Genomic DNA, 23,660 nt, shown 5'->3' with positions numbered 1-23,660 from the left:
ACGAGGGTGAGCGATCAGGCCGTTCGCGGGGTTGAGGATTGATCGTGACGGGCGCATAGCCCGGCGCATGGCGAGGAAGTTGCAAACGATACTGTCGGACGCGCTGTCGGCGCGGCTCACCCACCGCGCGTTGCCGGACGAGCTCCACGGCTTTGCCGGTCCCGAGCAGGCGAGCGCGGCCGAGTTCCTGATCGCGACCGGCGAGACCCGTGCGGCGGAGACGCCCGCGATCGCGCTGGAGCCGCTGCCCGGCGACGGCGGACCGCGCCGGATGCGCGTCGCGATCGTCAATGACGACATGCCGTTCCTGGTCGATTCGATCGCCGGCGCGATCGGCGCGCGCGACATCGCGATCGAGCGAATCATCCACCCGGTGGTGCAGGTCACGCGCGACGAGGGCGGCACGCTGACCGCGGTCGACGTGGGCGACGCCGAGCCGGGATCGCGACGCGAGTCGATGATCTACCTCGAGATGGACCGCGCCGACGCGCGCGACCGGCGCGAGTTGATCGAGGAACTGACCGCCGTGCTGGCCAACGTGCGCGCGGCGACGCGCGATTGGCGCGCGATGCAGGCGGCGGTCGCGCACGACGCGGGCACGCTGGACGATACCGGCGGCGACGGTGAGGGCGCGAACCTGCTGCGCTGGTTCCTCGACCGGCACTTCACCCTGCTGGGTCACCAGCGCTGGAGCGCCACCGACGGCGCCGATCAGGCGAGCGCGCTGGGCATCATGCGGCTGGAGCAGTCGGTGCCGATTCTCGCCGATCGCTCGCGCCATCTGGCGGTCGAATGGTTCCAGGCCGGGAACAAGGCGCCGCTGCTGCTGAAATCGAGCCTGATCTCGCCCGTCCACCGCCGCGTGCCGCTCGACTTGGTCGTCGTGCCGGTGATGCAGGCCGGGCGGGTCACGGGACTGTCGATCACCGCGGGGTTGTGGACCTCCGCCGCGCTCAACGCGCCGCCGCGCAGCGTCCCCGTGCTGCGCCAGCGGCTCGCGGAGTTCGAGGCCAAGTTCGGGTTTGACCCCGCCGGACACACCGGCAAGGCGTTGATGCACGCGCTGGCGTCGCTGCCGCACGACCTCGTCACCGGGTTCGACAGCGCCTCGGTCGAGCAACTGGCGCTGAGCGCGATGAGCATCGCCGATCGCCCGCGCCCCAAGCTGGTGCTGGTGCGCTCGCCGCTCGGCCGACACCTGTTCGCGTTCGTGTGGCTGCCGCGCGAGGATGCGACCACCGCGCGACGTCGCGCGATCGGCGACATGCTGTCCGAGGCCGCGGGCGGGCGCGTCATCAACTGGGCGATCAGCCTGGAGGATCAGGTCGTCGCGCTGTTGCGCTTCACGATCGACCTGCGCGAAGGCGGGCGGATGCCCGAAGTCGAGCCGCTCGACCAGCGGCTGGCGCGGATGGTGCGCGGCTGGGTGCCCGATGTCGAGGCGGCGCTGGTCGAGCGGATGCCGGCGACGCGTGCGGCGCGGCTCGCGCTGCGTTGGGCGGCGGCCTTCCCGGCGAATTACCGCAACGTGTCGAGTGCGGACGAGGCGGCGGAGGACATCGTGCGCCTGTCGCAGCTGGACGGCGACAGCGATCGGCAGGTTCACCTATACCCGACAGTGGCGGGCGAGGACCACCGGCTCAAGATCTACAAGCTGAACGGCGCGCTGGCGCTGTCGGACGCGGTGCCGGTGCTGGAGAATTTTGGCTTCCGCGTCGTCGGCGAGCTGCCGACACGGTTGCGCGAGGCGGACAACGCCTTTGTCCACGATTTCGTCGTCGAGGCGCCCGACGTGGCGTTCGATCACGAGCCGCAGGTGCTTGAGGCGGCGATCGCGGCCAGCTTGCGCGGACACGCGGAGAATGACGCGTTCAACAGCCTGGTCGTCTCCGCCGGACTGACGCCGCGCGCGACCGTGCTGTTCCGCGCCTGGTACCGTTACCTGCGTCAGGCGGGGCTCACTTACACGATGTCGACGGTGGTCGATGCGTTATCGCGCAACGCGGGGCTCGCACAGACGCTGATCGCGCGGTTCCACGCGCTGCACGATCCGTCGTTCGGCGGCGACGCGAACGCGAGCGACGACGAGATCGTTCGCGCATTGGATGCCGTGTCGGCGATCGACGACGACCGCATCCTGCGCAGTTTCCGCGCGGTGATCGACGCGACGCTGCGCACCAACGCCTTCACGCCGGCAGCGGACGAAGCGCTGGCGTTCAAGCTTGACAGCGCGCTGGTACCGGGCCTGCCCAAGCCGCTGCCGTGGCGCGAGGTGTGGGTCTATTCCCCACGCGTCGAGGGCATCCACCTGCGCGCCGGGCCTGTCGCGCGCGGTGGGCTGCGCTGGTCCGACCGCCGCGACGATTTCCGCACCGAGATCCTGGGGCTGATGAAGGCGCAGCGCGTCAAGAACGCGGTGATCGTGCCGACGGGCGCCAAGGGCGGCTTCTACGCCAAGCAGCTTCCCGCCCCGTCGAACCGCGACGCGTGGCTGGCGGAAGGCACCGAGGCGTATCGCATCTTCATCCGCACGCTCCTGTCGATCACCGACAATATCGTCGGCACCGGCGTGGTGCATCCGCAAGGCGTCGTGATCCGCGACGGCGAGGACCCGTATTTCGTCGTCGCCGCCGACAAGGGCACCGCGACGTTCAGCGACGTCGCCAATGCGCTGGCGCTCGAGCGCGACTTCTGGCTGGGCGACGCCTTCGCCAGCGGCGGCAGCGTCGGCTACGACCACAAGGCGATGGGCATCACCGCCAAGGGCGCGTGGGTGTCGGTACAGCGCCACTTCGCCGAGCGCGGGGTGGACGTACAGACGCAGTCCATTCGCGTCGTCGGCTGCGGCGACATGTCGGGCGACGTTTTCGGCAACGGCATGTTGCTGTCGAAGGCGATCAAGCTGGTCGCGGCGTTCGACCACCGTCACATCTTCCTCGACCCCAATCCCGATCCCGAGACGAGCTGGAACGAGCGCGCGCGCATGTTCGCGCTGCCGCGCTCATCCTGGGCGGATTATGCGGCGCCGGTGTCCGCAGGCGGTGGCATCCACAGTCGCGCCGCCAAGTCGATCACGATCACGCCCGAGGTCGCGGCCGCGCTCGACGTGCCGGTCGGCGAGATGGAGCCGTCGCTGCTGATCGCGGCGATCCTGAAGTCGCCGGTCGACCTGATCTGGTTCGGCGGCATCGGCACCTACGTGAAGGCGGCGGCGGAAAATAATGCGACCGTCGGTGATCCCGCCAACGACCGCCAGCGCGTCGATGCCGAGGAACTGCGCGCGATCGCGATCGGCGAGGGCGCGAACCTGGGCGTGACGCAGGCGGCGCGCATCGCCTTTGCCGCGCGCGGGGGACGGATCAATACCGACTTCATCGACAATTCGGCCGGCGTCGATTGTTCGGACAACGAGGTCAACATCAAGATCGCATTGAACCGCGAGATGACCGAGGGCCGGCTGGCCTACGAGGATCGCAACGAATTGCTCGCCAGCATGACCGACGATGTCGCGCACCTGGTGCTGGAGGACAATCGCCTGCAAACGCTGGCGCTGTCGATCGCGGAAGGATCGGGCAACGAGGCCGCGCAGGCGGTGCCGAGCTATGTCCGCGTCATGGAGGTGTTCGAGGAGGCCGGGCGGCTCGATCGCAAGGTCGAGGGGCTCGCCTCCAATGTCGATTTCCTGCGCCGCGGCGTCGACGGGCGCGGATTGACGCGGCCCGAGCTGGCGGTGCTGCTCGCGACCGCGAAGCTCGCGCTGCAGGACGCGATCGAGCATAGCGCGCTGGGTGCCGACCCGGCGATGCTGCCCGACCTGCACGCCGCTTTCCCGACCGCGATGCAGGAGCGGTTCGCAGCCGCGATCGACCAGCATCGGCTGCGCGGCGAGATCGTCGCGACCAAGCTCGCCAACCGCATCGTCAACCGGATCGGCGTGCTGCACCCGTTCGAGCTGGCCGAGGAGGAAGGCGCGGCGCTGTCCGACATCGCGGCGATGTTCGTGGTGGCGGAGCGGCAGTTCGGCCTGGCCGAGCTGTGGCGTGAGATCGAGCAGACCGCGATGCCCGAGGCGGCACGCTATGCGCTGTTCGACGAGGTGGCGGTCGCGACCCGCTCGCACATCGCCGACCTGTTGCGCGTCGAGGCGCCGGGGACGATGCCGTCGGCGGTGCTGGAGCGTCTGGGGCAGGGGATCGCGCGGCTCGACGCCGCCGCGCGCGACCTGCTGCTCGATGAGGCGCAGGCGCAGAGTCGGCGGATCGCCGCGACGCTGGAGGCAACGGGCGCTCCGGCCGATCTGGTCACGCGCGTGGTACGGCTGTTCGAGCTCGACGGCGTCGTTGGCCTCGCCGATCTGGGCGGGCGGTCGCAGGTCGACGAGACGCGGCTGGCGCGCGCGTTCACGCATCTGGGGCAGGCGCTTGGGCTCGACTGGGCGCAGTCCACCGCGGCGCGGATCACGTCGAGCGATCCGTGGGAGCGGTTGCTGATCGCGGGGCTGGCGCGCGACTTCCAGCAGCTGCGGCTCGACTTCCTCGGACGCACCGCGAATGGCGCGCCGGAGGAGGCGGTGGCGCGCTGGCTGGGCGAAAATGCGGGCCGTGTGGGTCAGTTCAAGGCGGTGGTCGACCGTGCGCGCCACGCGCCCGCGCCCAATGCGGCGATGCTGGCGCAGATCGCGGGGCAGGCGCGGGTGCTGCTGGGGCGGTAACGCATCGGGTCGGTCGTGCGGCGCGCGATCGACCGGCTCCAGCATCACGAAAGGCTGTTGCGCCGTGCGAGCAACGTCGCTAGTGGCAGCGCTCGGCCGCGCTGCGGCCGGGCCGGGCGGGGCTGTAGCTCAGATGGGAGAGCGCTGCAATCGCACTGCAGAGGTCAGGGGTTCGATTCCCCTCAGCTCCACCACCCCGCCACTTTCCCCATCATTAGTTTTCAGTCACCAACCGGCAGCGGGCTGGCTGAGATATTCCTGTTCCTCGGGCGACGATGTGCGGCCGAGCGCGGCGTTGCGTGACGGAAAGCGGCCGTAGCGCGCCTGCACATCGCGGTGATCGCGCGCGAAGCTGAGTGCCTCCTCGTCACCGAGTTGCTCGAACTTCTCGACCGACAGCGCCTGTAGCTCGGCGTCCTCGGCGTGCATCAGCGGCATGTAGAGGAACTGGCGCTGTTCGGGCGTGTAGCGATCCTCCCACCCGCGCCTGATCGCCTCCAGCGTCAGGTCGCGCGCGAGGCCGTCGGCGGCGAACGCCTCCGCTTTCCCGCGGTGGATGTTGCGCGAGAACTGGTCGAGCAGGATGATCGCGGCAAGCAACGCCTCGGGCGTGTCGCGCCAGCCGGCGGCGTCGCTCGCCAGCACCGCGTCGCGCGTTGCGCCGAAACGGGTCGCGATCATACGGTCTAACGCGTCGTCCTTGGCGAAGCGCTGCTCGGGCGTGACGCGATCGGACCAGAAATCGAGCACGTCCTGCGGCGCGGTGCTCATCGCAGTGCCGCCGCGACCGCGTCGAACAGGGTAACGCCGGCGAGCGGTCCGAAGATCAGCATGACGAGGTTGAACACCACGATGTTGCGCATCACCCGCGCCTGTCTGACCGACAACCGACGCGCCGGCCGGTCGGGCTGCCACGGCGCGGGCGCGGGCCAATCGCGGTTGTCGACGAACATGCGCTGAGCCTTCCTCTGCCAACAGATCGTACCCTCGCCCGACCGGCGCGATCAATCCCGTCGGGCAGATCGATCGCGCGCATGCAGGCAGATGTCTCGATACGCTGACGGCAAGCGTCCGGTTCCGGTATCAAGGCCAGATGCAAAAGCCATCCAGCTTTGACGGAAGCAGCTCATCCCTCCGCCGGGCGGCGCTTCATCATCGCGGCACGGCGGCAGATCGCGACCAGCTCGCCGCGCTGGTTGGTCATTCGGTGCTCGAACTCGACGATACCTACCGCAGGGTTCGACTTGCTCTCGCGGATCGACACGACCTCGCTTGCGGCCTGCAACGTGTCGCCGTGGAAAACCGGTTTGGGAAAGCGCGTGTCGCTCATGCCGAGATTGCCGACCGTGGTGCCAAGCGTCGTGTCCTGTACCGACATCCCGATCATCAGCCCGAGCGTGAACAGGCTGTTGACCAGCGGCTTGCCCCACTCGCTCTTCTCCGCGAAGTCGAAATCGATGTGCAGCGGCTGCGGGTTCATCGTCAGCAGGCTGAAGCTCATGTTGTCATATTCGGTCACCGTGCGGCGCAGCGGATGCGTGAAGGTCTGACCGACTGAAAACTCCTCGAACCACAAACCCATCGTTTCGCCTCCTTGTCGCTTCGACGCGGCTGTGCCCCGCCATGTCGCCGCGCGCCAGTGCTTCCGGCGCGGCACGCAACGAAGACGCGCGTGGAGGAGTTAAGCAAACTCAACGGAGTGCGCACCACCATGACCGATTTCACGACCTCGCCCGGCACCGGCGGCGAGACGCACCAGCAGGTGTCCGGCGAGCAGGCCGACGCGGTGCTGACCACCAACCACGGCGTGCCGATCAGCGACAATCAGAACAGCCTCAAATCGGGCAAGCGCGGCCCAACGCTGCTCGAGGATTTCGTGCTGCGCGAAAAGATATTCCACTTCGATCACGAACGTATCCCCGAACGGATCGTCCACGCGCGCGGATCGGGGGCGCACGGCGTGTTCAAGGCGACCGCCGACATCTCCGAGCTGTCGAAGGCGAAAGTATTCGAGAAGGGCACGCAGACCGAGGTGTTTGTGCGCTTCTCCACCGTGGCAGGCGGTGCGGGCTCGGTCGACACGCCGCGCGACGTACGCGGCTTTGCAGTGAAATTCTACACGACCGAGGGCAATTGGGATCTTGTCGGCAACAATATTCCCGTCTTCTTCATCCAGGATGCGATCAAGTTTCCCGACCTGATCCACGCGGTGAAGATGGAGGCCGACCGCGCCTATCCGCAGGCCGGCAGCGCGCATGACACCTTCTGGGACTGGGCGTCGCTGATGCCGGAGGCGACGCACATGCTGATGTGGGCGATGTCCGACCGCACGCTGCCGCGCTCGCTTCGCATGATGGAAGGGTTCGGCGTTCACACCTTCAAACTCGTCAACGATGAGGGCAAGGGCAGCTTCGTCAAGTTCCACTGGAAGCCGCGGCTGGGGTTGCAGTCGACGATCTGGGACGAAGCGCTGAAGCTGCAGGCCGCCGACAATGACTACCATCGCCGCGACCTGTGGGAGGCGATCGACACCGGCGCGTTCCCGCAATGGGACCTGGGCATCCAGGTGTTCGATCAGGCGTTCGCCGACGCGCAGCCGTATGACGTGCTCGATTCGACCAAGCTGATCCCGGAAGACGACGTGCCTGTCCGCGTGATCGGCACGATGACGCTCAACCGCAATCCCGACAATTTCTTCGCCGAAACCGAGCAGGTCGCGTTCCTGCCGACGAACATCGTGCCCGGCATCGATTTCTCGAACGATCCGCTTTTGCAGGGGCGGCTGTTCAGTTACCTTGACACGCAGAACTCGCGGCTGGGGACGACCAACTTCCACCAGATCCCGATCAACGCCCCGCGTTGCCCGATGCACAATTTCCAGCGCGACGGGAAAATGCAGGTCCACGTGCCAAAGGGGCGTGCGAACTACGAGCCCAACAGTCTCGCCGAGCATGGCGAGGATGGTGGGCCGCGCGAGAGCAAGGCGGGGTTCGCGACCGTCAATGCCGCGACTGGTGCGCACGAGCAGGGCAACAAGCTGCGCGTGCGCTCGGAAACGTTCGCCGACCATTACAGCCAGGCGCGGCTGTTCTACCGCTCGCAGGACGCGCATGAGCAGGCGCATATCGCATCATCGTTCGTGTTTGAGCTGTCCAAGGTCGGCGTGTTGGAACAGGTGCCCCCGCGCATGGTCGCAAACCTTCGCAACGTCGACGAGGATTTGGCGCAGCGTGTCGCCGATGGCCTCGGCATCCCGCTACCCGACAAGGCGAAAGCGGCGAAGGAGCCGGTCGACATGGCGCCATCCGACGCGCTGTCGATCCACAAGAACATGAAGCCGACGCTGGAGGGCCGGAGTGTCGGCATCCTGATCCACGACGGCACCGACGCGAGCGCGCTGGACGAGCTGGTCAAGGCCGTCGAGGCGGAACAGGGCAAGGCCGTGATCGTCGCGCCTAAGGTCGGCGGCGCGAAGCTGTCGGACGGATCGATGCGCAAGGCGGATGGGCAACTCGCCGGATCGCCGAGCCAGATCTTCGACGCGGTCGCGATCCTGCTGTCGGACGACGGCGCAGCGGCATTGGTGAAGGAAGCCGCCGCGGTGCAGTTCGCGATGGACGCGTTCGGGCATCTGAAGGCGATCGGCGCAAATGCCGGGGCCAAGCCGTTGCTCGACAAGGCCGGTGTCGAGCCGGACGCAGGCGTCACCGACGCGGGCTCGACCTTCATCGAGGCGGCCAAGCACCGCTTCTACGATCGCGAGCCGAAGGTGCGCATGCTCGCCTGACACGATCGCGTGTCGACGTTGACGATCGGACGCCGGGCGCATGTGTGCCCGGCGTCTGACGTTAGCACATCATTGGGATCAAGCGGATAGAGCGGGTCGTGTCTGGCGCTTGGCCTGCTACAAAGCTAAGCAGCCGCGCTGATCCGTCGCATCGATGCGGCGCTGCGTTCAAACGGGGGTAACATCACCATCATGCGCGTCACCATGATCGGCTCGGGCTATGTCGGCCTCGTCTCGGGCGCCTGTTTCGCCGATTTCGGCCACGACGTGTGCTGCGTCGACAAGGACCAGGGCAAGATCGACAAGCTGCTGGCGGGCGTGATGCCGATCTTCGAGCCGGGGCTGGAAGGTTTGGTCGCGCGCAACGTGGAGGCGGGACGGCTGCGCTTCACGACCGATCTGGCGGCGGGGGTGAAGGACGCCGACGCGGTGTTCATCGCGGTCGGCACGCCCTCGCGTCGCGGCGACGGGCATGCCGATTTGTCGTACGTCCACGCCGCCGCCGAGGAGATAGGCCGCGCGCTGACGGGCTTCACCGTCATCGTTGACAAGTCCACCGTGCCGGTGGGCACCGGCGACGAGGTCGAGCGGATCATCCGCGAGGCAAACGCGGACGCGGACTTCGCGGTCGCCTCCAATCCCGAGTTCCTGCGCGAGGGCGCGGCGATCGACGACTTCAAGCGCCCCGACCGCATCGTCATCGGGTCGGACGACCCGCGCGCGCTCGCCGTGCTGCGCGATGTTTATCGCCCGCTTTACCTCAACAAGTCGCCGATCGTGGAGATGAGCCGGCGCGCAGCCGAGCTGACCAAGTACGCCGGCAACGCGTTCCTCGCGACCAAGATCACTTTCATCAACGAAATCGCGGACCTGTGCGAGAAGGTCGGCGCGAACGTGCAGGACGTTGCGCGCGGCATCGGGCTCGACGGGCGGATCGGCGACAAGTTCCTGCACGCCGGGCCGGGCTACGGCGGGTCGTGCTTCCCGAAGGACACGCTCGCGCTGCTCAAGACCGCGCAGGATTACGAAGCGCCGCAGCGGATCGTCGAGGCGGTGGTCGCGGTCAACGACAACCGCAAGCGCGCGATGGGGCGCAAGGTGATCGCGGCGATGGGCGGCGACGTGCGTGGCAAGACGGTCGCGATCCTGGGGCTCACGTTCAAGCCCAACACCGACGACATGCGCGACTCACCCGCGATCGCGGTGATCCAGGCGTTGCAGGACGCGGGCGCGAGCGTGCGTGCGTTCGACCCAGAAGGCCACGAGCAGGCGAAGAAGGTGCTGGAGAACGTCACCTACTGCGACGGCGCGTACCAGACGATGGAGGGCGCCGACGCGCTCGTCATCCTGACCGAGTGGAACGCGTTCCGTGCGCTCGACCTCAAACGCGTCAAGTCGCTGCTGAACGCACCCGTGCTGGTTGACCTACGCAACATCTACAACCGCGAGCAGGTCGAGGAGGCAGGGTTCGAATATACCGCAGTCGGGCGGTGAGCACTCAAGCGATCAGGCGTCGAGCCGGCGCCCGATCGCGACCGCGAGGTAGATGAGCGGCGGTACCAGCACCGCCGAGAGCACAACCTTCGAGATCATCTGCCCGGCGAGCAGCTCGGCGATCGGGAACACGCCGCCGAACGCGATGGTGACGAACAGGAGCGTGTCGACGACCTGCGACAGCATGCTGGCGAGCCCCGCGCGCAGCCACAACAGGCTCGACCCCTCGCGACCCTTCAGCCACGAGAAGATGGTGATGTTGAGCGTTTGCGAGATGCCGTAGGCGATGATGCCGCCGAGCCAGATCCGCCACGTCGAGCCGAGCACGAGCTGGATCGCGTCGCGGTTGGCGGGCTGCATCTCGGGCGAGGCGGGGAGCGCGTGGACGATCCCCGACAAGAGGATCGAGACGAGCAGCGGCACGAAGCCGAAGAGTACCAGCCGGCCAGCGATCGCGCGGCCGTGCAGTTCCGCCACTGCGCTGGAGGTGACGACGAGCAGCAGGAAGGCGAAGATGCCCGCCTCCACCGCCAGGGGGCCGAGCGCCACCTGCTTGTTGCCGAGCACACCCGCGATGCACGTCATCCCGCCGTAGAAGATCGAGAAGACGAACAGCGAGCGCGGAATCGCAGGGGTAGGATGGGCGACGGGGGTCGGCGGGATCGGCATGGTCGACTGCTAGCGCGAAACGACGGCGGGTCAATCTACGCCGTTGCAGGCGGTCCGGAGCGGCAGGTGGTGCGCGTGCCGGCGACGATGATCGTCGCGCGCTCGCCCGGCCGCATCGACGTGATGACCTTTTTGCCCTTCCAGATGAACTTGAAGTTGAGCGGGCCGACGAGGTTGCAGGTCGCGCCCTTGTCCTCGGGCATGCAGCTATCCTCCATGCGGCGATATTCCTCCGCGGTCGCAGGCTCGGCGGGCGTCACGCCGACGCCGGTGGCGACCGCACCGCCGAAAAGGAAACGCTGACCGAAGTTGAGCGCGTTGACGGTCCACTCGGTCGGTCCGGCGGGCGGCGGCACGGGTCGCTCGATCCCGGCGTTCGCGGCGAGGCGCGTGCAGAAGTCACCATCAAACGCGGCAGGGCCCGCCTGCGCCGTCAGCAGCAGCAGCCCCGAAACCAACGTGGCGCGCGTCCAAATCGTCATTGTCGCTTGATCCTCCAATCAAAGCGCATTGAGCACGGCCACGACGTGCCGCGCAAGGAAGGGGGCGTCGGCTAGCGTGCTCGCGCCGCGCGCTCCATCGCCGGGCGGTCGAAGGCGTGGTCGGCGTAGCGGCCATCCTTTTCGACCCAGTGAAGGAAGAGGTGCGCCGACCAGCTATTGGGATTGGCGTCGAGCCGACCGTGGCGGTGGTGCGTGCCCTGGTAGAGGACGCCGTCGCCCGGCTGCATCGCGACCGAACCGTAGGGTTCGGCGCCGAAATCCTCGGTCACTTCCGGCTTGGGCGTCAAGGTCGGCGTGGTCTGCACGCTGAGCGCCCAGGGCCGGTCATCGCCGTAGGCGATCGTGAGCGACACGCTGTGCTCGCACGCCGGGCGATCATGGTGGATGCGGCAGACATCGCCCTGCTGATAGGCGCGGAAGTAAGCATAGGTCGGCAGCAGCTCGGCCCCGACCTCGGCCGCGATCCGCGGGGTGAGTCCCCACAGGAACCCGAGCAGCGGGGCATATTGGTAGCCATAGACCTCCAGCGCCGGGCGCTTGAGCAACGGCCCCTGCGCGGCGAAGCTGCTGAGCGGGCGACCCGCAGACTTCAGATCGGCCTGCATCCGCGCGTAGAGCGCGAGCAGCACCTCGCGCGCGAAGAGCGCGGGCAGGTGGGCGTAGCCCTCGCTCCGATATTGTTCGTTCATTGGACGCAAAAACTCCGTCGTCGCGCGGCCGTGCCGCGGCTTCCTTACCGCCGCAGGACCAACCGGGCAAAGGGGCGCGGCCGGCAAGCACCGTCATCGACAATGCTTTTGTCGAGCCGGGCAAGCATGTATGACACCGCCCCGGCCGGCGTGTATGATGCCGGTTGGCGCGGGGGGCCGCGTTCCACTCACCACTGACGCGGAAGTTTCATGCAGCGTATCCTCATCGGCCTTGCCGGCGTCGCCGTGATCCTAGGGATCGCGCTGCTGCTGTCCACCGACCGCCGCGCGATCCGGTTGCGCGTGGTCGGCTCCGCGTTCGCGTTGCAGGCCGCGATCGCGGTGATCGTGCTGTACTGGTCGCCGGGACGCGCCGCGCTGGCCGGCGCGTCGGGCGGGGTCGCGGCGCTGCTCGGCTACGCGCACGCAGGAGTCGAGTTCCTGTTCGGGCCGCTCGCCAAGCCCGAGATCGGCGGCACCAGCTTCGCGATCGCGGCGCTGCCGGTGATCATCTTCTTCGCCGCGCTGGTCTCGATCCTGTACCATCTGGGAATCATGCAGCTCGTGGTGCGCTGGCTGGGCGGCGCGATCGAGAAGGTCATCGGCGTCAGCAAGGTCGAAAGCCTATGCGCGGCGGCGAACATCTTCGTCGGGCAGAGCGAATCGCCGCTGGTGATCCGCCCGTACCTGGCGGGCCTCACCCCGCCGCAGGTGTTCACGGTGATGACCAGCGGGATGGCCGGCGTCGCGGGGACGATCCTGGCGGCCTATGCGTCGATGGGGATCAGCATCGACTATCTGCTGGCGGCGAGTTTCATGGCGGCGCCGGGCGGCATCCTGATGGCGAAGATCATCATGCCCGACCGGCTCGCCCCGCGCGCCGGCGAACTGCCGCTCGACGATCCCAACGACCCCTTGAGCATTGAGGGCCGACAGATCGCGATCGCGGAAGGGCGGTTGGACGCGCGCGGCCCAGCCGTCCTGCCGTCAGAGACGCCGGGCGAGCCGCTGCCGGACGCGACGCACGACGAGGAAAAGCCCGCCAACCTCATCATGGCGGCGGCGCAGGGTGCGCAGACGGGCGTCAAGCTGGCGGTCGCGGTCGGCGCGATGGTGCTGGCGTTTGTGGCGCTGGTGGCGCTCGCCAACGGTATCCTTGGGGGTCTGGGCAATCTGGTCGGCCTGCCGGGGCTGAGCTTCCAGGGGCTGCTGGGTAAGGTCTTCCAGCCGGTCATGTTCCTGCTCAACGTGCCTTGGGGCGAGGCGGGCATCGCGGGTGGGCTGTTCGGCGAGAAGATCGTGCTGAACGAATTCGTCGCCTATATCGATCTAGGTAAGCAGGCTGCGCAGCTGTCGCCGCGAACGGTGGCCGTCATCACGTTCGCGTTGTGCGGGTTCGCCAACTTTTCCTCGATCGCGATCCAGATGGCGGTGACCGGCGGGCTCGCGCCCAACCAGCGACCGACGATCGCGAAGCTTGGCCTGCGCGCGCTGCTGGCGGGGAGCCTCGCCAATCTGATGAGCGCGGCACTGGCGGGATTGTTGATCGGTTAACCACAAGCTGCCCTGATCGGGGACGGATCGGCCGCTTCTCGCCGATCCGCACGCTTGTGCGACGGTGAACGGGGCGTAGCGTTCAGCTTGCGATGACGAGCGGACGAGTCCTGAATGTCGGCGTGGCAGCGCTGCTGTTGATGCTGGCGGCGTACGGCGTGCTAAGTGCGCCAGGGCTGGCGGCGCACTGGCGCGCGGGCTTGTCGGCCGATCTGGCCGGCATGGCGCTGTTCGGCGTGTGGCTGGCGTTCGCGGGCTGGTCGGTCACGCGGTTGCCGCAGACGACTGACGCGCGTGCGTGGGGCGTGTTCGCTGCGGGCGCAATCGCCTTGCGCATCGCGGCGGCGGTGTTGAGCGACGGGCGCGTGTCGCCGGGGGATCCGCACTGGTATCTGGTGCTCGCGCAAGGGTTGCTCGACGGGCACGGACTTGGGCTGGTCGAGCCGTACATGGGGACGCGCGCGGTGGCGCTGTTCCCCCCGGTGTATCCGCTGCTGCTGGCAGGCTGGGGCGCGATGTTCGGGCTATCGACCGCGGCACTGCTGGTGCTGTCGAGCCTGCTCGATCTCGCATCGGCGAGCGTGATCGTGCTGCTGGCAAGGCGGCTGGGTGCGCCGCGCGCAGGCGTGGCGGCGGCGTGCCTGTTTCTCGTCTGGCCCTCGCAGCTGCTCGACGCGCCGCTGGCGCAGAAGGAGAGCCTGGCGACGCTGCTGGTGCTGCTGCTCGCCTATGGATGGATTGTGACGACGGGGCGCATGCGTGAGGTGGTGCTGATCGGCGTCGGATCGGCTGCGCTGGCGTTGACGCAGCCGGGCGAGGCGTTGCTGAGCCTGTTGTTCGCGTTGCTGCAATGGCGGCGGCTGGGCTTCGCGCGCGTGATGCGGATCGGTGCGGCGGCGGGGAGCGTCGCGTTGCTCGCGATGCTGCCATGGTGGTGGCGCAATGACGCGTTGCTCCACGCGTTCGTGCCGCTGACGAGCGCGGGTGGCTACAGCCTGTGGATCGGCAACAATCCGGCCGCGACGGGCAATTGGATGCCGCCGCCGCACGCGCTCTATGGATTGCCCGAGCTCGCGTTTTCGCGCGCGGCGGGTGGCCTCGCGCTCGACTGGATCGCGGCGCATCCCGTCGACGCCATACGGTTGACGCTCGCCAAGTTCGTGCGCGCCGCCGCGATCGGTCAGGCGGGACTGAAGCGGCTGGCGGCGATGCGGCCGGGGCTCGCACCAGAGACGGGCGCGCTGCTGCTGCCAACGCTGCACGGGTCGTACGTGCTGCTGCTCGCGCTGGCGGGCGCGGCGACGATGCGGCTGCGCGGGTGCGGCACGAGCGGGCGCGTCGCGATCGGGCTGGTGGCGATGTGCTTCGCGCAATTGCTGCTGCTGGGCGCGCCGTTCGAGTTCGGCGAGCGGCATCGCGCGTTCGTGGTGCCGTTCCTGCTGCTCGCGGTTGCGCTCGCACGCGAGCGGGGTGGTGCGCGCGTACCGACGAGGCGGCCGGCAATGCCTTTGCGCAGTGGAGCCCGAGCGACTATCTGACGCGGCATGACCGAGATCACCGTCGCCGCGCTCCAGCTGTCCTTCTCCGCTGACATCGACGCCAACATCGCCAAGGTGTCGCAAGCCGTGCGTGAGGCGCATGCGCGCGGGGCGCAGGTGATCCTGCCGCCCGAATTGTTCGAGGGCGAATATTTCTGCCGCGTCGAGGACGAGGGGCTGTTCGCCAACGCCGCGCCGGTCGGTGAGCACAAGGCGGTGCTGGCGATGCAGGCACTGGCCGAGGCGTTGAAGGTCACGATCCCGACCAGCTTCTTCGAAGCCGATGGCCCGCACTACTATAACTCGCTCGCAATGATCGGGCCTGACGGCGAGGTGCAGGGCGTGTACCGCAAGAGCCATATTCCCGACGGGCCGGGTTACGAGGAGAAGTTCTATTTTCGTCCCGGCAACAGCGGATTCAAGGTGTGGCCCGCACCGCCGGCCGCGCCGGGGTGGAAGCTTGGCGTCGGCGTATGCTGGGACCAATGGTATCCCGAGACCGCGCGCGCGATGATGCTGATGGGGGCGGAGCTGCTGTTCTATCCCACCGCGATCGGCAGCGAGCCGCATGACACCAGCCTCGACACCGCGCGGCTGTGGCGGCGCGCGATGGTGGGGCATGCGGTGTCGAACGTCGTGCCGGTGATCGCGGCCAACCGCGTTGGCGAGGAACACGGTCAGACGTTCTACGGCACGTCGTTCATCACCGACGAGCGCGGCGACATCCTGGCCGAGCTTGATCGTGAAGAGGAAGGGGTGATTACCGCGACGCTCGACCTCGCGCGGGTCAAGCGTCACCGCGCGGCGTTCGGGTTCTTCCGCGATCGCCGCCCGGAATTGTACGGGCGGCTTGTCGCCGACGTCTGAGGAGTCGGCCTAGCGCTGCCGCGCGCCGATATCCTCGCGCACCTTGACCGGGCGCGAGCAGCCGTTCTCGCTGCGCAGCACGGTCAGCACCGCGTCGGCGTTCGGCTCCTGCGCGAGCGGGTGGATCGTGCCGCGGCGCGTGGACGCGACGAGGCGCGCGTGCTTGTCCTGACACACCGGCTGCGCATCGGGGGTCTCGGCGGGCGCGGCAGCGGCGGCCAGCGCGGCGAGCAGGAGAAGCGACATGGTCGGGTCCTTTCGTTGCGTCAGCGCTAGCCTATCACGCCTTCGCCGCGTCACGAAGTTCGAGCGCGCGGGCGAACACCGCCTCGAACATTTCCGTCGTCAGCCGCCCGGTGTTCTGGTTGTAGCGCGAGCAATGGTAGCTATCGAGCAGGATGCGCCCGTCGGGCATAACGTGTTCCGCCAGATGCCCGAACTTCGCCTTGGGCAGCCGTCCGCCGAGCATCTTGACCGCGGATTGATGCGCAATTTGTCCTAGCGCCACGAACACGCGGGCGCCCGGCAAATCGGTCGCCTGCGCCTCGAGAAAGCTACGGCAGGTGCGGATTTCCTCCGGCGTCGGCTTGTTCGCGGGCGGCAGGCATTTGACCGCATTGATGATGACCGCGCCGTGAAGGTGCAGCGTGTCGTCGGCGCGCGCCTCGAACTGGCCGGTGGCAAGGCCGTATTTGCCAAGCGTGCTGTAGAGCAACTCACCCGCGTAATCGCCCGTGAACGGTCGTCCGGTGCGATTGGCGCCGTGCTTGCCGGGTGCAAGACCGATGATCGCAAGCCAGGCGCTGGGATCCCCGAACGCGTTGACCGGCGCGTTCCACCAATCGGGATATTCTAGCCGCAGTTCTTCGCGAAAGGCGACAAGGCGCGGGCAACGCGGGCAGTCGCGCGGCGGCTCGGTTTCAGGCAGCGGGGAGGGTGCGAAATACATGCGCGTGCGATAGGCGCATCGCCATGCGTCGCTCAACCTATCTCATCGCAGTGGGATCGAATCGCGCCGGACGCCATGGTGGCCCACGCGACGAGGTGGCGGCGGCGCTGCGACTGCTGGGCGGGGTCGGGTCGCCGATCATCGCGAGCGCGCCGGTCGGGCCATCGACCCGGACCTTCGCCAACGCCGCGGTGCTGATAGAGAGCGATGAGGCACCCGCGGCGCTACTTGCGCGGTTGAAGGCGATCGAGCGCGCGTTCGGGCGTCAGCGCGGGCAACGCTGGGGCGCGCGGGTGATTGACCTCGACATTATCCTGTGGTCGCTGGGGGGCATCGAGACACGGCTGCTCACCGTGCCGCATCGTGCGTTCCGTGAGCGCGCGTTTGTGCTGGTCCCGGCGCTCGATCTCGTGCCCGGCTGGCGCGATCCGGTAAGCGGGTTGACGCTCCGCCAGCTTCACGCGCGGTTGACCAGGCGTCGCCCCGCCCCTAGGTCGCGCAAACGCTGTTGGGGTCCGTAGCTCAGTCGGTAGAGCAAGCGACTTTTAATCGAGAGGTCCCGGGTTCGAGCCCCGGCGGACCCACCAGTGTATCGGCGACGTCGCCATGCTGATCGGTCGATCGCCTCGGATCAACGGAGCGCCACGCTGTTTTCTCTGCCGCTGGGTTTTCGGTGCAGGCGATACGCGTGCGGTTGTTGCGAAGCGAGGTGATCTATTTCGCGCTGCCCGAGGTGTTCGACAATGCCGATCCGACCAACGATCGCGGCGGGTTGACCGGCGACCGCCTGCGCATCGGTTATAATCCCACCGCCAGGGGCTTCTATCACGGCGGCGACCTGAAAGGATTGAGGCGGCGCTTGCCCTACATCCATTCGCTCGGCGCGACCGCGATCCGGGTCGGGCCGGTGTTCAAGAACAAGCCCGTGCAGGGCGCGCCCGGACACGAGCGCGCGGGGTATCACGGCTATCGGGTAACCTAGTCCAACCACACCGCCGACGTGATCCAGTACCGCCATTGCGGCGCGTGTGATTATCGTGCCCGCGCAGATTATCCGTACCAGCGCCGCGGCGGGGTGCAGGGTGCGGCGATCAACCCCGGCTTCGCAGGCGATGACGTGCGGATCGCGACCAATTTCGCGAAGCTGACCGACCCGACCTACGCCAAATCGCCGTTCCTGACGAAGGGTGACGAGCATGCGAAATCGCCCGACCGGCTGAACGACATCGCCTGTACCGCAACCGCGGCAACACCACGTTCGAGAACGAGAGTTCGACGATGGGCGACTTCGGCGGGCTCGACGATCGGACGATGGAGAACCCGCGCATGGTGGCGGGCATGATCGATATCTTCGGCGGCTGGATCGGCCGGTTAGGCGTCGATGGATATGGCAGCGACATCGCGCGTCACGTCAACCCGGAGTTCTGGCGGCATTCGTGCCCGCGATGCTGGCACGCGCAAAGGCGAAGTGTGTTTTCAACTTTCACGGCTCCGGCGCGGTGTCGCACGGTTCGGTCGACCCGGGCGCGCTGGCCGGGCACACCCGCGTCGACAAGCTGCCTGCGGTGCTCGACTTCGCGTTCCGTCAGGCGGTGATTGAAACGGTCGCGGGCACGCGCGGCACCGACGCGTTCGAGGTGCTGTTCAAGGGCGACGCGCTGTATGAGGGCGGCATGGATGCTGCGCAGCAATTGCCGACGTTCGTCAGCAATCACGACAACTGCCGCTTCGCTTGTTACGTCGCAAGGCATTTCCGCAGGCGTGCGACGACAAGGGCATGCGGCGCGTGATGCTGCGCAACGCGACGCTGCTGAGCCTGCCGGGGTGGGCGTGGAGTGCCGACGATCTATTCGGGCGACGAACAGGGCTTCATCGGCGACGGCAACGACCAGGATTCGCGTCAGGACATGTTCGCCAGCGAGGTGCCGGTCGCGAACATCGGGAGCCTGCTCGGCACGACGACGACGGGCACGGTGGCGCACTTCGGACAGGCAAATCTGTTGTTCAAGCAAAACGCGGCGCTGGCGCCCGGGTGTTGCGCGCACGCGAGGAGAAGCCGGGCTTGCTCGCGATCTCGTGCTTCGATCTGACCAGCAATGCCGAGGTGCTGCTGGCCTTCAATACGAGCGGCTGATCGAGGGCGAGCCGGGTGCCGCCACCGCGCGCGTTTTGACCGGCAGCGGGTGCGCCGCGCGCGTCGCCGCGCTTGGATCGCTGCGTGTCACGCTGCCCGCGTTCGGCTACGCGGTGCGCACGCTTGGGGGAACGAAGTGATCGATACGATGAACAGGAACAGCGAAGGCCAGCCCTGGTGGAAGGGCGCGGTGGTGTACCAGATCTACCCGCGCAGCTTCGCCGATGCGAACGGCGACGGGGTGGGCGATCTCGCCGGGATCACCGCGCATCTGGATTACGTCGCTTCGCTCGGCGTCGATGCGGTGTGGATTTCACCCTTCTTCACCTCGCCGATGGCCGATTTCGGCTATGACGTGTCGGATTACTGCGACGTCGATCCGGTGTTCGGGACGCTCGCCGACTTCGACGCGCTGGTCGCGCGTGCGCATGCGCTGGGATTGAAGGTGCTGCTTGATCAGGTGTGGGCGCACACGTCCGACCAGCACCCGTGGTTCAAGGACAGCCGCAGGGGCCGCGACGGCGTGCACGGCGACTGGTACGTGTGGCGCGATGCAAAAGCGGACGGCAACCCACCCAACAACTGGCAGTCGGTGTTCGGCGGCCCGGCATGGACGTGGGACGCGCGGCGCGGGCAATATTACCTGCACAATTTCCTGAAGGAACAGCCGCAGATCAACGGGCACAACCCCGATGTACAGGCCGCGCTGCTCGACGTGGCGCGGTTCTGGCTGGATCGCGGCGCGGACGGCTACCGCCTCGATGCGCTCAACTTCCTGATGTACGATCCCGCGTTCACCGACAATCCGCCCGCGACCGACGATGGTCCCCGTACGCGGCCGTTCGACTTCCAGGAGCACCGCTACAACCAGAGCCACGCCGACATTCCGGTTTTCATCGAGCGCGTCCGCGCGGTGTTCGACGACTATGACGACCGCTTCACCGTAGCCGAGGTCGGCGGCCCCGACAGCGACCGCGAGCGGCAGCAGTTCACCGCGGGGGATCGCCGGCTCAACAGCTCCTACGGTTTCGACTTCCTCTATGCGCCCGCGCTGACCCCGCACGTCGTGGTCGACGCGGTGACGAAATGGCCCGACGAGGCAGGCGTGGGCTGGCCTAGCTGGGCGTTCGAGAACCATGACGCGCCGCGCGCGATCTCGCGCTGGTGCGCGCCCGAGCATGCCCCTGCCTTCGCGCGAATGAAGATGCTGCTGCTGGGTACCTTGCGCGGCAATCCGATCCTTTATTACGGCGAGGAGCTTGGGCTGACGCAGGTCGACGTGCCGTTCGAGCTGCTGCAGGACCCGGAGGCGATCGCCAACTGGCCGCAGACGCTGAGCCGTGACGGCGCGCGCACGCCGATGCCGTGGAAACGGCACGCGCCGCAGCTCGGTTTCTCGACCGCGCAGCCGTGGTTGCCGCCGGGCGACGATCACGCGGGCCTGGCGGTCGATGTGCAGGAAGCCGACGCGGGCTCGCTGCTCCACTGGACGCGCGGCGTGCTGGCGCTCCGCCGTGACGAGCCGGTGCTTAGGCTCGGCGATTTCGAGGTGCTCCACGCCGACGCCGCGTTGCTGGTGTTCGCGCGCAACCACCACAACGACCGCGTCATCTGCGCCTTCAACCTGTCGGCCGCGGCACAGCTGTGGGCGGATGCGGCCGACCTTACACCCTTGCTTTCGATCGGCGTCACGGGCGCCGACTTTGCCCCTTATGCCGCGCTGATCGCGCGACATGACTGACGACGTAAAGACCCTGCTGCTGGCGCTTGCCGCCGCTACTTCCGCGCTCACGCCCACCATCGCGTGCGCGCAGGACACGTGCGCGGGCGTGCCATCGCCGGGCGACAATGTCGTCGCGCGAGGCGCATCGCCCGATGGGTAGATCACCGTCGCGATCGACGGCGACGGGCGCGCGACCTACGCGATCGCGCGGCGCGGCAAGCCGGTGATCCGCCCAAGCGCGCTGGGCTTCCTGTTCACCGACTCGCGCAAGATCGACCGTGCGCTGGCGCTCGTCTCCACCTCGCAGGCGAAGAGCGACACGTCGTGGACGCAGCCGTTCGGGGAGTGGAAGACGATCCGCGACAACTACAACGAGCTAATCGTGCGGCTGCGCGAGACCAAGAACCTGAACCGCGAGATGGCGGTCACTTTCCGCATCTTCGACGACGGCGTGGGTTTGCGCTACTCCTTCCCCGACCAGCCCGATCTGCACCACGCTAACATCGCGGAGTAGCTGACGCAGTTCGCGCTCGCTGAGGACGGCACCGCGCAGACCGTCTTTACCGCCAAGCTGGCGAGCGGCACGCACCGGTTCTTCCTCAATGCGCGAACGGCCGAGGCAGCGCGCGTCGACCCGGTCGAACTGAACGACGTGGTCGATGTGGCGGCGCTGGTGCTCACAGGGATTGAACGCGTAGTGGCTGACGTATTTGTCGATGCGTGCGGCTTCGGGTCGGTGATCGCACAAGCCGCGCTCGGCGTGCGCTTTGTGCCGTTCGCCGACAAGCTGTTCTGCGATCGCGCGGTGACGTTGCCGTCGCCGCGAGAGGCAGGTGCGCGATTACATCGTCGCGCATCATCTATTCAACCAGCGCGGCGACACCGACTTGTGATGCGCCAACGCCGCCAACATCACCCGACTTGAAGGCGACCATGACCGCGTGGTTCACCGGCCACGACGTCGTCGGTAAGTGGCGCGGCGCGACCTGGGCGGCTTCTCCTCGGCCCTGTTGTGAAAGATATTACTCGCAGGCTACGGCACCTTCTCCGACGACACGTGGCTCAAGCCTGCGCGATTACCTGCCGACACGGCCGCGATCGATCGGCTGCTGAACGGGTGTTTGCTCAGTTTCGGCGGTCACGCCGCCGCGCTCGCGCGAACGTAAACGGAGAGAGCGGATGGCCAGCGTAGCGGCAGCAATCGACGCCGAAGGTGCGCTCCAGCGGCGCAAGCGGCAGAGCCTTGCTTGGCTGCTCGACATCCTTGGGCTTCTTCGGCATCCAGATCGGCCTCGCACTGAAGCATGTGAACATGAGCCGGATTTTCCAGTCGCTCGGCACCAGCCTCGACCACCTGTCCGCCTTGTGGGTGGCCGCGCCGCTGACGCGATTGCTGGTCCAGCCGGTGATCGGGCATTTGAGCGACCGCATGTGGCTTGGTCGACTGGGACGGCGGCGGCCGTACTCCCTCGCCGGCACGCTGCTGGCCGCAATCGCGCTGTTGGTCATGCCCGAAAGCCCGGTGCTGCTGGTCGCTGCCGTCATGCTGTGGGTGCTCCATGCGTCGCTGAACCTGTCGATGAAGCCGTTCCGCGCCTTCGTCGGCGACATGCTCGACAAAGACCAGCACGCCGCGGGCTACGGCGTGCGGACCGCGTTCATCGGCGCGGGCGTGGTAGTGGGATCGATCTTTCCCTGGGTGCTTGAGCGGCCGGGCGTATCGAATGTGGCGGCGGCGGGGATGATCCTCGGTTCGGTGCGCTACGCCTTCTGGTTCGGCGGCGCGGCTCTGCTGGCGAGTGTGCTCTGGACCGTCGTCTTGACGCGCGAATATTCGCCCGACGAGCTGGCATGTTTCGAGGGTGTAGCAGAGGCGAGCGCGTGCTCAGCGTACTCGCTGCATGGAGAAACGCGGCGTACCTCGGCTGGATCGGCGCGGGTGCGGTGGTGATCGCGCTCGTGGCGCTGACGTAGCTGAAGAAGGAAGTGTATCTGCTGGGCGCGCTGCTCGCCGCCTAGGATGTTGCCAGCCTGATCGCGGTCAAGCGCGCACGCGGCGGGCAGGGCGCGGGCATGCTGGGTCATATCGTCGGCAATTCCTCAGGAATGCCGGTCCTGATGAAGCGGTTGACGCTGGTGCAGTTCTTCAGCTGGTCGCCGTTGTTCATCATGTGGATCAACAACAAGCCCATCGTAACGGGCGCTTCTTCGCGGCGTCGGATGCGGGCAGTGCGGCATACCAGGAGGGAGCGAGCCGGGTCGACGTCCTGTTCGCGACCGACAACGGTGTCGCGGCGGTATCGGCTCTGGTGCTGATCCCGTTCCTCGCCCGTCGCGTGGGGTCGGCGCGCACGCACATCGTCGGGCTGGCGTGCGGGGCGGCTGGGTTCGCGAGCATCTTTCTGGTGCCCAACTACCGCTGACTGCTGACTGCTGGCTGCTGGCTGCTGTTGAGCGAGGTCGGGATCGGCAACGCGTGGTCGACGATGCTCGCCATGCCCTACGCAATCCTTGCCTCCGCGCTGCCGCAGCGCAAGCTGGGCGTCTACATGGTGCTGTTCAACGTGTTCGTGGTGGTGTCACGCTTGCTGGTAGCGACCGTGATGGGATCGATCACCAAGCATTTCTTCTCCGGTGAGCCGATCTGGACGATGCTAGCCGCCGCCGCGGCGATGCTGCGGGTAGAAGGGCCTTGGGCTGGGATCTGATTGCATCACATGTCACAAACGACGGGGAAGGTCACCGTGCTGCAAGGTGAGCAGCGTGGTACATGTCCTTGCGATTGCCGGTGACAGCCACGGCGCATGCACCGAATAAGTGCAATACGAACCTCGGCTTCTTCGATCCGGTGTGCCGCTCTACGTGTCGCGGAAAAGCTTGATCGAGCTAAGTTGAAGATGCCAGCACTTGCGCGGCATAGCGTATGCAAGAGGACGTTCGCATTCAGGAAGCCAGGCTTGCCCTCCGAATTTGCCGAAACAAAGGCGCTTTGCTGTCATAAGAGCCTGCGTGAATGAATGAACGGTACTGGACTCGCCGCTC

Annotated in this window: 19 protein-coding genes, 2 tRNA genes and 2 pseudogenes; 15 read left to right on the top strand and 8 right to left on the bottom strand. The window is 67.3% G+C overall.

What is annotated here, in order from left to right; translation table 11 throughout:
* Positions 1–67: 67 nt before the first annotated feature.
* Positions 68–4,711, top strand: a complete 4,644-nt coding sequence (locus SMN802W_RS0108265) for an NAD-glutamate dehydrogenase (protein ID WP_019516434.1) — start codon at positions 68–70, stop codon at positions 4,709–4,711.
* A gap of 118 nt (positions 4,712–4,829) precedes the next feature.
* Positions 4,830–4,905: transfer RNA gene (locus SMN802W_RS0108260), tRNA-Ala, on the top strand.
* Positions 4,906–4,936: 31 nt separating this feature from the next.
* Here SMN802W_RS0108260 and SMN802W_RS0108255 read toward each other — a convergent pair.
* From SMN802W_RS0108255 to SMN802W_RS0108245, 3 genes are all read right to left on the bottom strand, one after another.
* Positions 4,937–5,482, bottom strand: a complete 546-nt coding sequence (locus tag SMN802W_RS0108255; protein WP_019516433.1) for a DUF924 family protein — start codon at positions 5,480–5,482, stop codon at positions 4,937–4,939.
* Positions 5,479–5,664 carry a hypothetical protein gene (locus SMN802W_RS0108250; RefSeq protein WP_019516432.1) on the bottom strand — a complete coding sequence of 62 codons (186 nt, stop codon included), beginning with the start codon at positions 5,662–5,664 and terminating at the stop codon, positions 5,479–5,481. Before SMN802W_RS0108250 ends, SMN802W_RS0108255 begins: the two co-directional genes overlap by 4 nt.
* A 173-nt stretch (positions 5,665–5,837) precedes the next feature.
* Positions 5,838–6,368, bottom strand: coding sequence for a MaoC family dehydratase (locus SMN802W_RS0108245; RefSeq protein WP_338010603.1), 531 nt, complete (start codon positions 6,366–6,368; stop codon positions 5,838–5,840).
* Between the two features lie 54 nt (positions 6,369–6,422).
* Here SMN802W_RS0108245 and SMN802W_RS0108240 point away from each other — a divergent pair, with 54 nt between their 5' ends.
* Together SMN802W_RS0108240 and SMN802W_RS0108235 are read left to right on the top strand one after the other, a co-directional pair.
* Entirely contained in the window at positions 6,423–8,498 is a 2,076-nt protein-coding gene (locus tag SMN802W_RS0108240) for a catalase (RefSeq protein WP_026325910.1), read from the top strand.
* A 192-nt stretch (positions 8,499–8,690) separates the two neighbouring features.
* Positions 8,691–9,992 carry a UDP-glucose dehydrogenase family protein gene (locus SMN802W_RS0108235; protein WP_019516429.1) on the top strand — a complete coding sequence of 434 codons (1,302 nt, stop codon included), beginning with the start codon at positions 8,691–8,693 and terminating at the stop codon, positions 9,990–9,992.
* Between the two features lie 12 nt (positions 9,993–10,004).
* On the opposite strand, the gene SMN802W_RS0108230 is transcribed toward SMN802W_RS0108235, so the two are convergent.
* From SMN802W_RS0108230 to SMN802W_RS0108220, 3 genes are all read right to left on the bottom strand, one after another.
* Positions 10,005–10,661: a queuosine precursor transporter gene (locus SMN802W_RS0108230; protein ID WP_019516428.1), complete on the bottom strand. Its 657-nt coding sequence runs from the start codon at positions 10,659–10,661 to the stop codon at positions 10,005–10,007.
* A 35-nt stretch (positions 10,662–10,696) separates the two neighbouring features.
* A complete protein-coding gene (locus tag SMN802W_RS0108225; RefSeq protein WP_019516427.1) occupies positions 10,697–11,143 on the bottom strand; it encodes a hypothetical protein in 447 nt (148 codons plus the stop codon).
* A gap of 71 nt (positions 11,144–11,214) precedes the next feature.
* A complete protein-coding gene (locus SMN802W_RS0108220) occupies positions 11,215–11,853 on the bottom strand; it encodes a hypothetical protein (protein ID WP_019516426.1) in 639 nt (212 codons plus the stop codon).
* Between the two features lie 210 nt (positions 11,854–12,063).
* On the opposite strand from SMN802W_RS0108220, the gene SMN802W_RS0108215 reads away from it, so the two are divergent.
* From SMN802W_RS0108215 to aguB, 3 genes are all read left to right on the top strand, one after another.
* Positions 12,064–13,407 (top strand): NupC/NupG family nucleoside CNT transporter, encoded by a 1,344-nt coding sequence (locus tag SMN802W_RS0108215; protein WP_019516425.1) that lies wholly within the window; start codon positions 12,064–12,066, stop codon positions 13,405–13,407.
* Positions 13,408–13,499: 92 nt separating this feature from the next.
* A complete protein-coding gene (locus SMN802W_RS16715) occupies positions 13,500–14,945 on the top strand; it encodes a hypothetical protein (RefSeq protein WP_019516424.1) in 1,446 nt (481 codons plus the stop codon).
* Between the two features lie 6 nt (positions 14,946–14,951).
* Complete coding sequence (gene aguB, locus SMN802W_RS0108205; protein WP_019516423.1) at positions 14,952–15,812, top strand: N-carbamoylputrescine amidase; 861 nt, start codon at positions 14,952–14,954, stop codon at positions 15,810–15,812.
* A gap of 9 nt (positions 15,813–15,821) precedes the next feature.
* On the opposite strand, the gene SMN802W_RS0108200 is transcribed toward aguB, so the two are convergent.
* Together SMN802W_RS0108200 and SMN802W_RS0108195 are read right to left on the bottom strand one after the other, a co-directional pair.
* Positions 15,822–16,058 (bottom strand): hypothetical protein, encoded by a 237-nt coding sequence (locus SMN802W_RS0108200; RefSeq protein ID WP_019516422.1) that lies wholly within the window; start codon positions 16,056–16,058, stop codon positions 15,822–15,824.
* Positions 16,059–16,092: 34 nt separating this feature from the next.
* Positions 16,093–16,761, bottom strand: a complete 669-nt coding sequence (locus SMN802W_RS0108195) for a uracil-DNA glycosylase (RefSeq protein ID WP_019516421.1) — start codon at positions 16,759–16,761, stop codon at positions 16,093–16,095.
* Positions 16,762–16,784: 23 nt separating this feature from the next.
* On the opposite strand from SMN802W_RS0108195, the gene folK reads away from it, so the two are divergent.
* From folK to SMN802W_RS16700, 8 genes and pseudogenes are all read left to right on the top strand, one after another.
* A complete protein-coding gene (gene folK / locus SMN802W_RS17560; RefSeq protein ID WP_026325909.1) occupies positions 16,785–17,282 on the top strand; it encodes a 2-amino-4-hydroxy-6-hydroxymethyldihydropteridine diphosphokinase in 498 nt (165 codons plus the stop codon).
* Positions 17,273–17,348: transfer RNA gene (locus SMN802W_RS0108185), tRNA-Lys, on the top strand. Before folK ends, SMN802W_RS0108185 begins: the two co-directional genes overlap by 10 nt.
* Positions 17,349–17,434: 86 nt before the next feature.
* Positions 17,435–19,035 (top strand): annotated as a pseudogene (locus SMN802W_RS18970) (alpha-amylase family glycosyl hydrolase).
* 8 nt (positions 19,036–19,043) lie between these two features.
* Positions 19,044–20,636, top strand: coding sequence for an alpha-glucosidase (locus SMN802W_RS0108155; protein ID WP_037523662.1), 1,593 nt, complete (start codon positions 19,044–19,046; stop codon positions 20,634–20,636).
* Entirely contained in the window at positions 20,629–20,778 is a 150-nt protein-coding gene (locus tag SMN802W_RS18965; RefSeq protein ID WP_019516418.1) for a hypothetical protein, read from the top strand. Before SMN802W_RS0108155 ends, SMN802W_RS18965 begins: the two co-directional genes overlap by 8 nt.
* Positions 20,779–21,132, top strand: coding sequence for a glycoside hydrolase family 97 N-terminal domain-containing protein (locus SMN802W_RS18960; protein WP_083925666.1), 354 nt, complete (start codon positions 20,779–20,781; stop codon positions 21,130–21,132). It abuts the gene before it with no gap.
* A gap of 138 nt (positions 21,133–21,270) precedes the next feature.
* Positions 21,271–21,543, top strand: coding sequence for a tryptophan 7-halogenase (locus tag SMN802W_RS18495; protein ID WP_162140002.1), 273 nt, complete (start codon positions 21,271–21,273; stop codon positions 21,541–21,543).
* 254 nt (positions 21,544–21,797) lie between these two features.
* Positions 21,798–23,326: pseudogene (locus SMN802W_RS16700) on the top strand (MFS transporter).
* Positions 23,327–23,660: the final 334 nt, after the last annotated feature.

This window comes from Sphingomonas sp. Mn802worker, from assembly GCF_000382485.1.
Taxonomy (GTDB): domain Bacteria; phylum Pseudomonadota; class Alphaproteobacteria; order Sphingomonadales; family Sphingomonadaceae; genus Sphingomonas.
Note: the sequence above shows the minus strand (reverse complement) of the source record. Positions and strands in the feature narration are given on the sequence as shown.

Bases quoted from the DNA above. Each gene is read 5' to 3' on its own strand.
- SMN802W_RS0108230 (WP_019516428.1), bottom strand. From the start codon at position 10,661: ATGCCGATCCCGCCGACCCCCGTCGCCCATCCTACCCCTGCGATTCCG.
- SMN802W_RS0108225 (WP_019516427.1), bottom strand. From the start codon at position 11,143: ATGACGATTTGGACGCGCGCCACGTTGGTTTCGGGGCTGCTGCTGCTG.
- SMN802W_RS0108200 (WP_019516422.1), bottom strand. From the start codon at position 16,058: ATGTCGCTTCTCCTGCTCGCCGCGCTGGCCGCCGCTGCCGCGCCCGCC.
- SMN802W_RS0108255 (WP_019516433.1), bottom strand. From the start codon at position 5,482: ATGAGCACCGCGCCGCAGGACGTGCTCGATTTCTGGTCCGATCGCGTC.
- SMN802W_RS0108215 (WP_019516425.1), top strand. From the start codon at position 12,064: ATGCAGCGTATCCTCATCGGCCTTGCCGGCGTCGCCGTGATCCTAGGG.
- aguB (WP_019516423.1), top strand. From the start codon at position 14,952: ATGACCGAGATCACCGTCGCCGCGCTCCAGCTGTCCTTCTCCGCTGAC.
- SMN802W_RS0108235 (WP_019516429.1), top strand. From the start codon at position 8,691: ATGCGCGTCACCATGATCGGCTCGGGCTATGTCGGCCTCGTCTCGGGC.
- SMN802W_RS18965 (WP_019516418.1), top strand. From the start codon at position 20,629: ATGACTGACGACGTAAAGACCCTGCTGCTGGCGCTTGCCGCCGCTACT.
- SMN802W_RS16715 (WP_019516424.1), top strand. From the start codon at position 13,500: ATGACGAGCGGACGAGTCCTGAATGTCGGCGTGGCAGCGCTGCTGTTG.
- SMN802W_RS0108220 (WP_019516426.1), bottom strand. From the start codon at position 11,853: ATGAACGAACAATATCGGAGCGAGGGCTACGCCCACCTGCCCGCGCTC.
- SMN802W_RS0108265 (WP_019516434.1), top strand. From the start codon at position 68: ATGGCGAGGAAGTTGCAAACGATACTGTCGGACGCGCTGTCGGCGCGG.
- SMN802W_RS0108155 (WP_037523662.1), top strand. From the start codon at position 19,044: ATGAACAGGAACAGCGAAGGCCAGCCCTGGTGGAAGGGCGCGGTGGTG.
- SMN802W_RS0108250 (WP_019516432.1), bottom strand. From the start codon at position 5,664: ATGTTCGTCGACAACCGCGATTGGCCCGCGCCCGCGCCGTGGCAGCCC.
- SMN802W_RS0108240 (WP_026325910.1), top strand. From the start codon at position 6,423: ATGACCGATTTCACGACCTCGCCCGGCACCGGCGGCGAGACGCACCAG.
- SMN802W_RS0108195 (WP_019516421.1), bottom strand. From the start codon at position 16,761: ATGTATTTCGCACCCTCCCCGCTGCCTGAAACCGAGCCGCCGCGCGAC.
- folK (WP_026325909.1), top strand. From the start codon at position 16,785: ATGCGTCGCTCAACCTATCTCATCGCAGTGGGATCGAATCGCGCCGGA.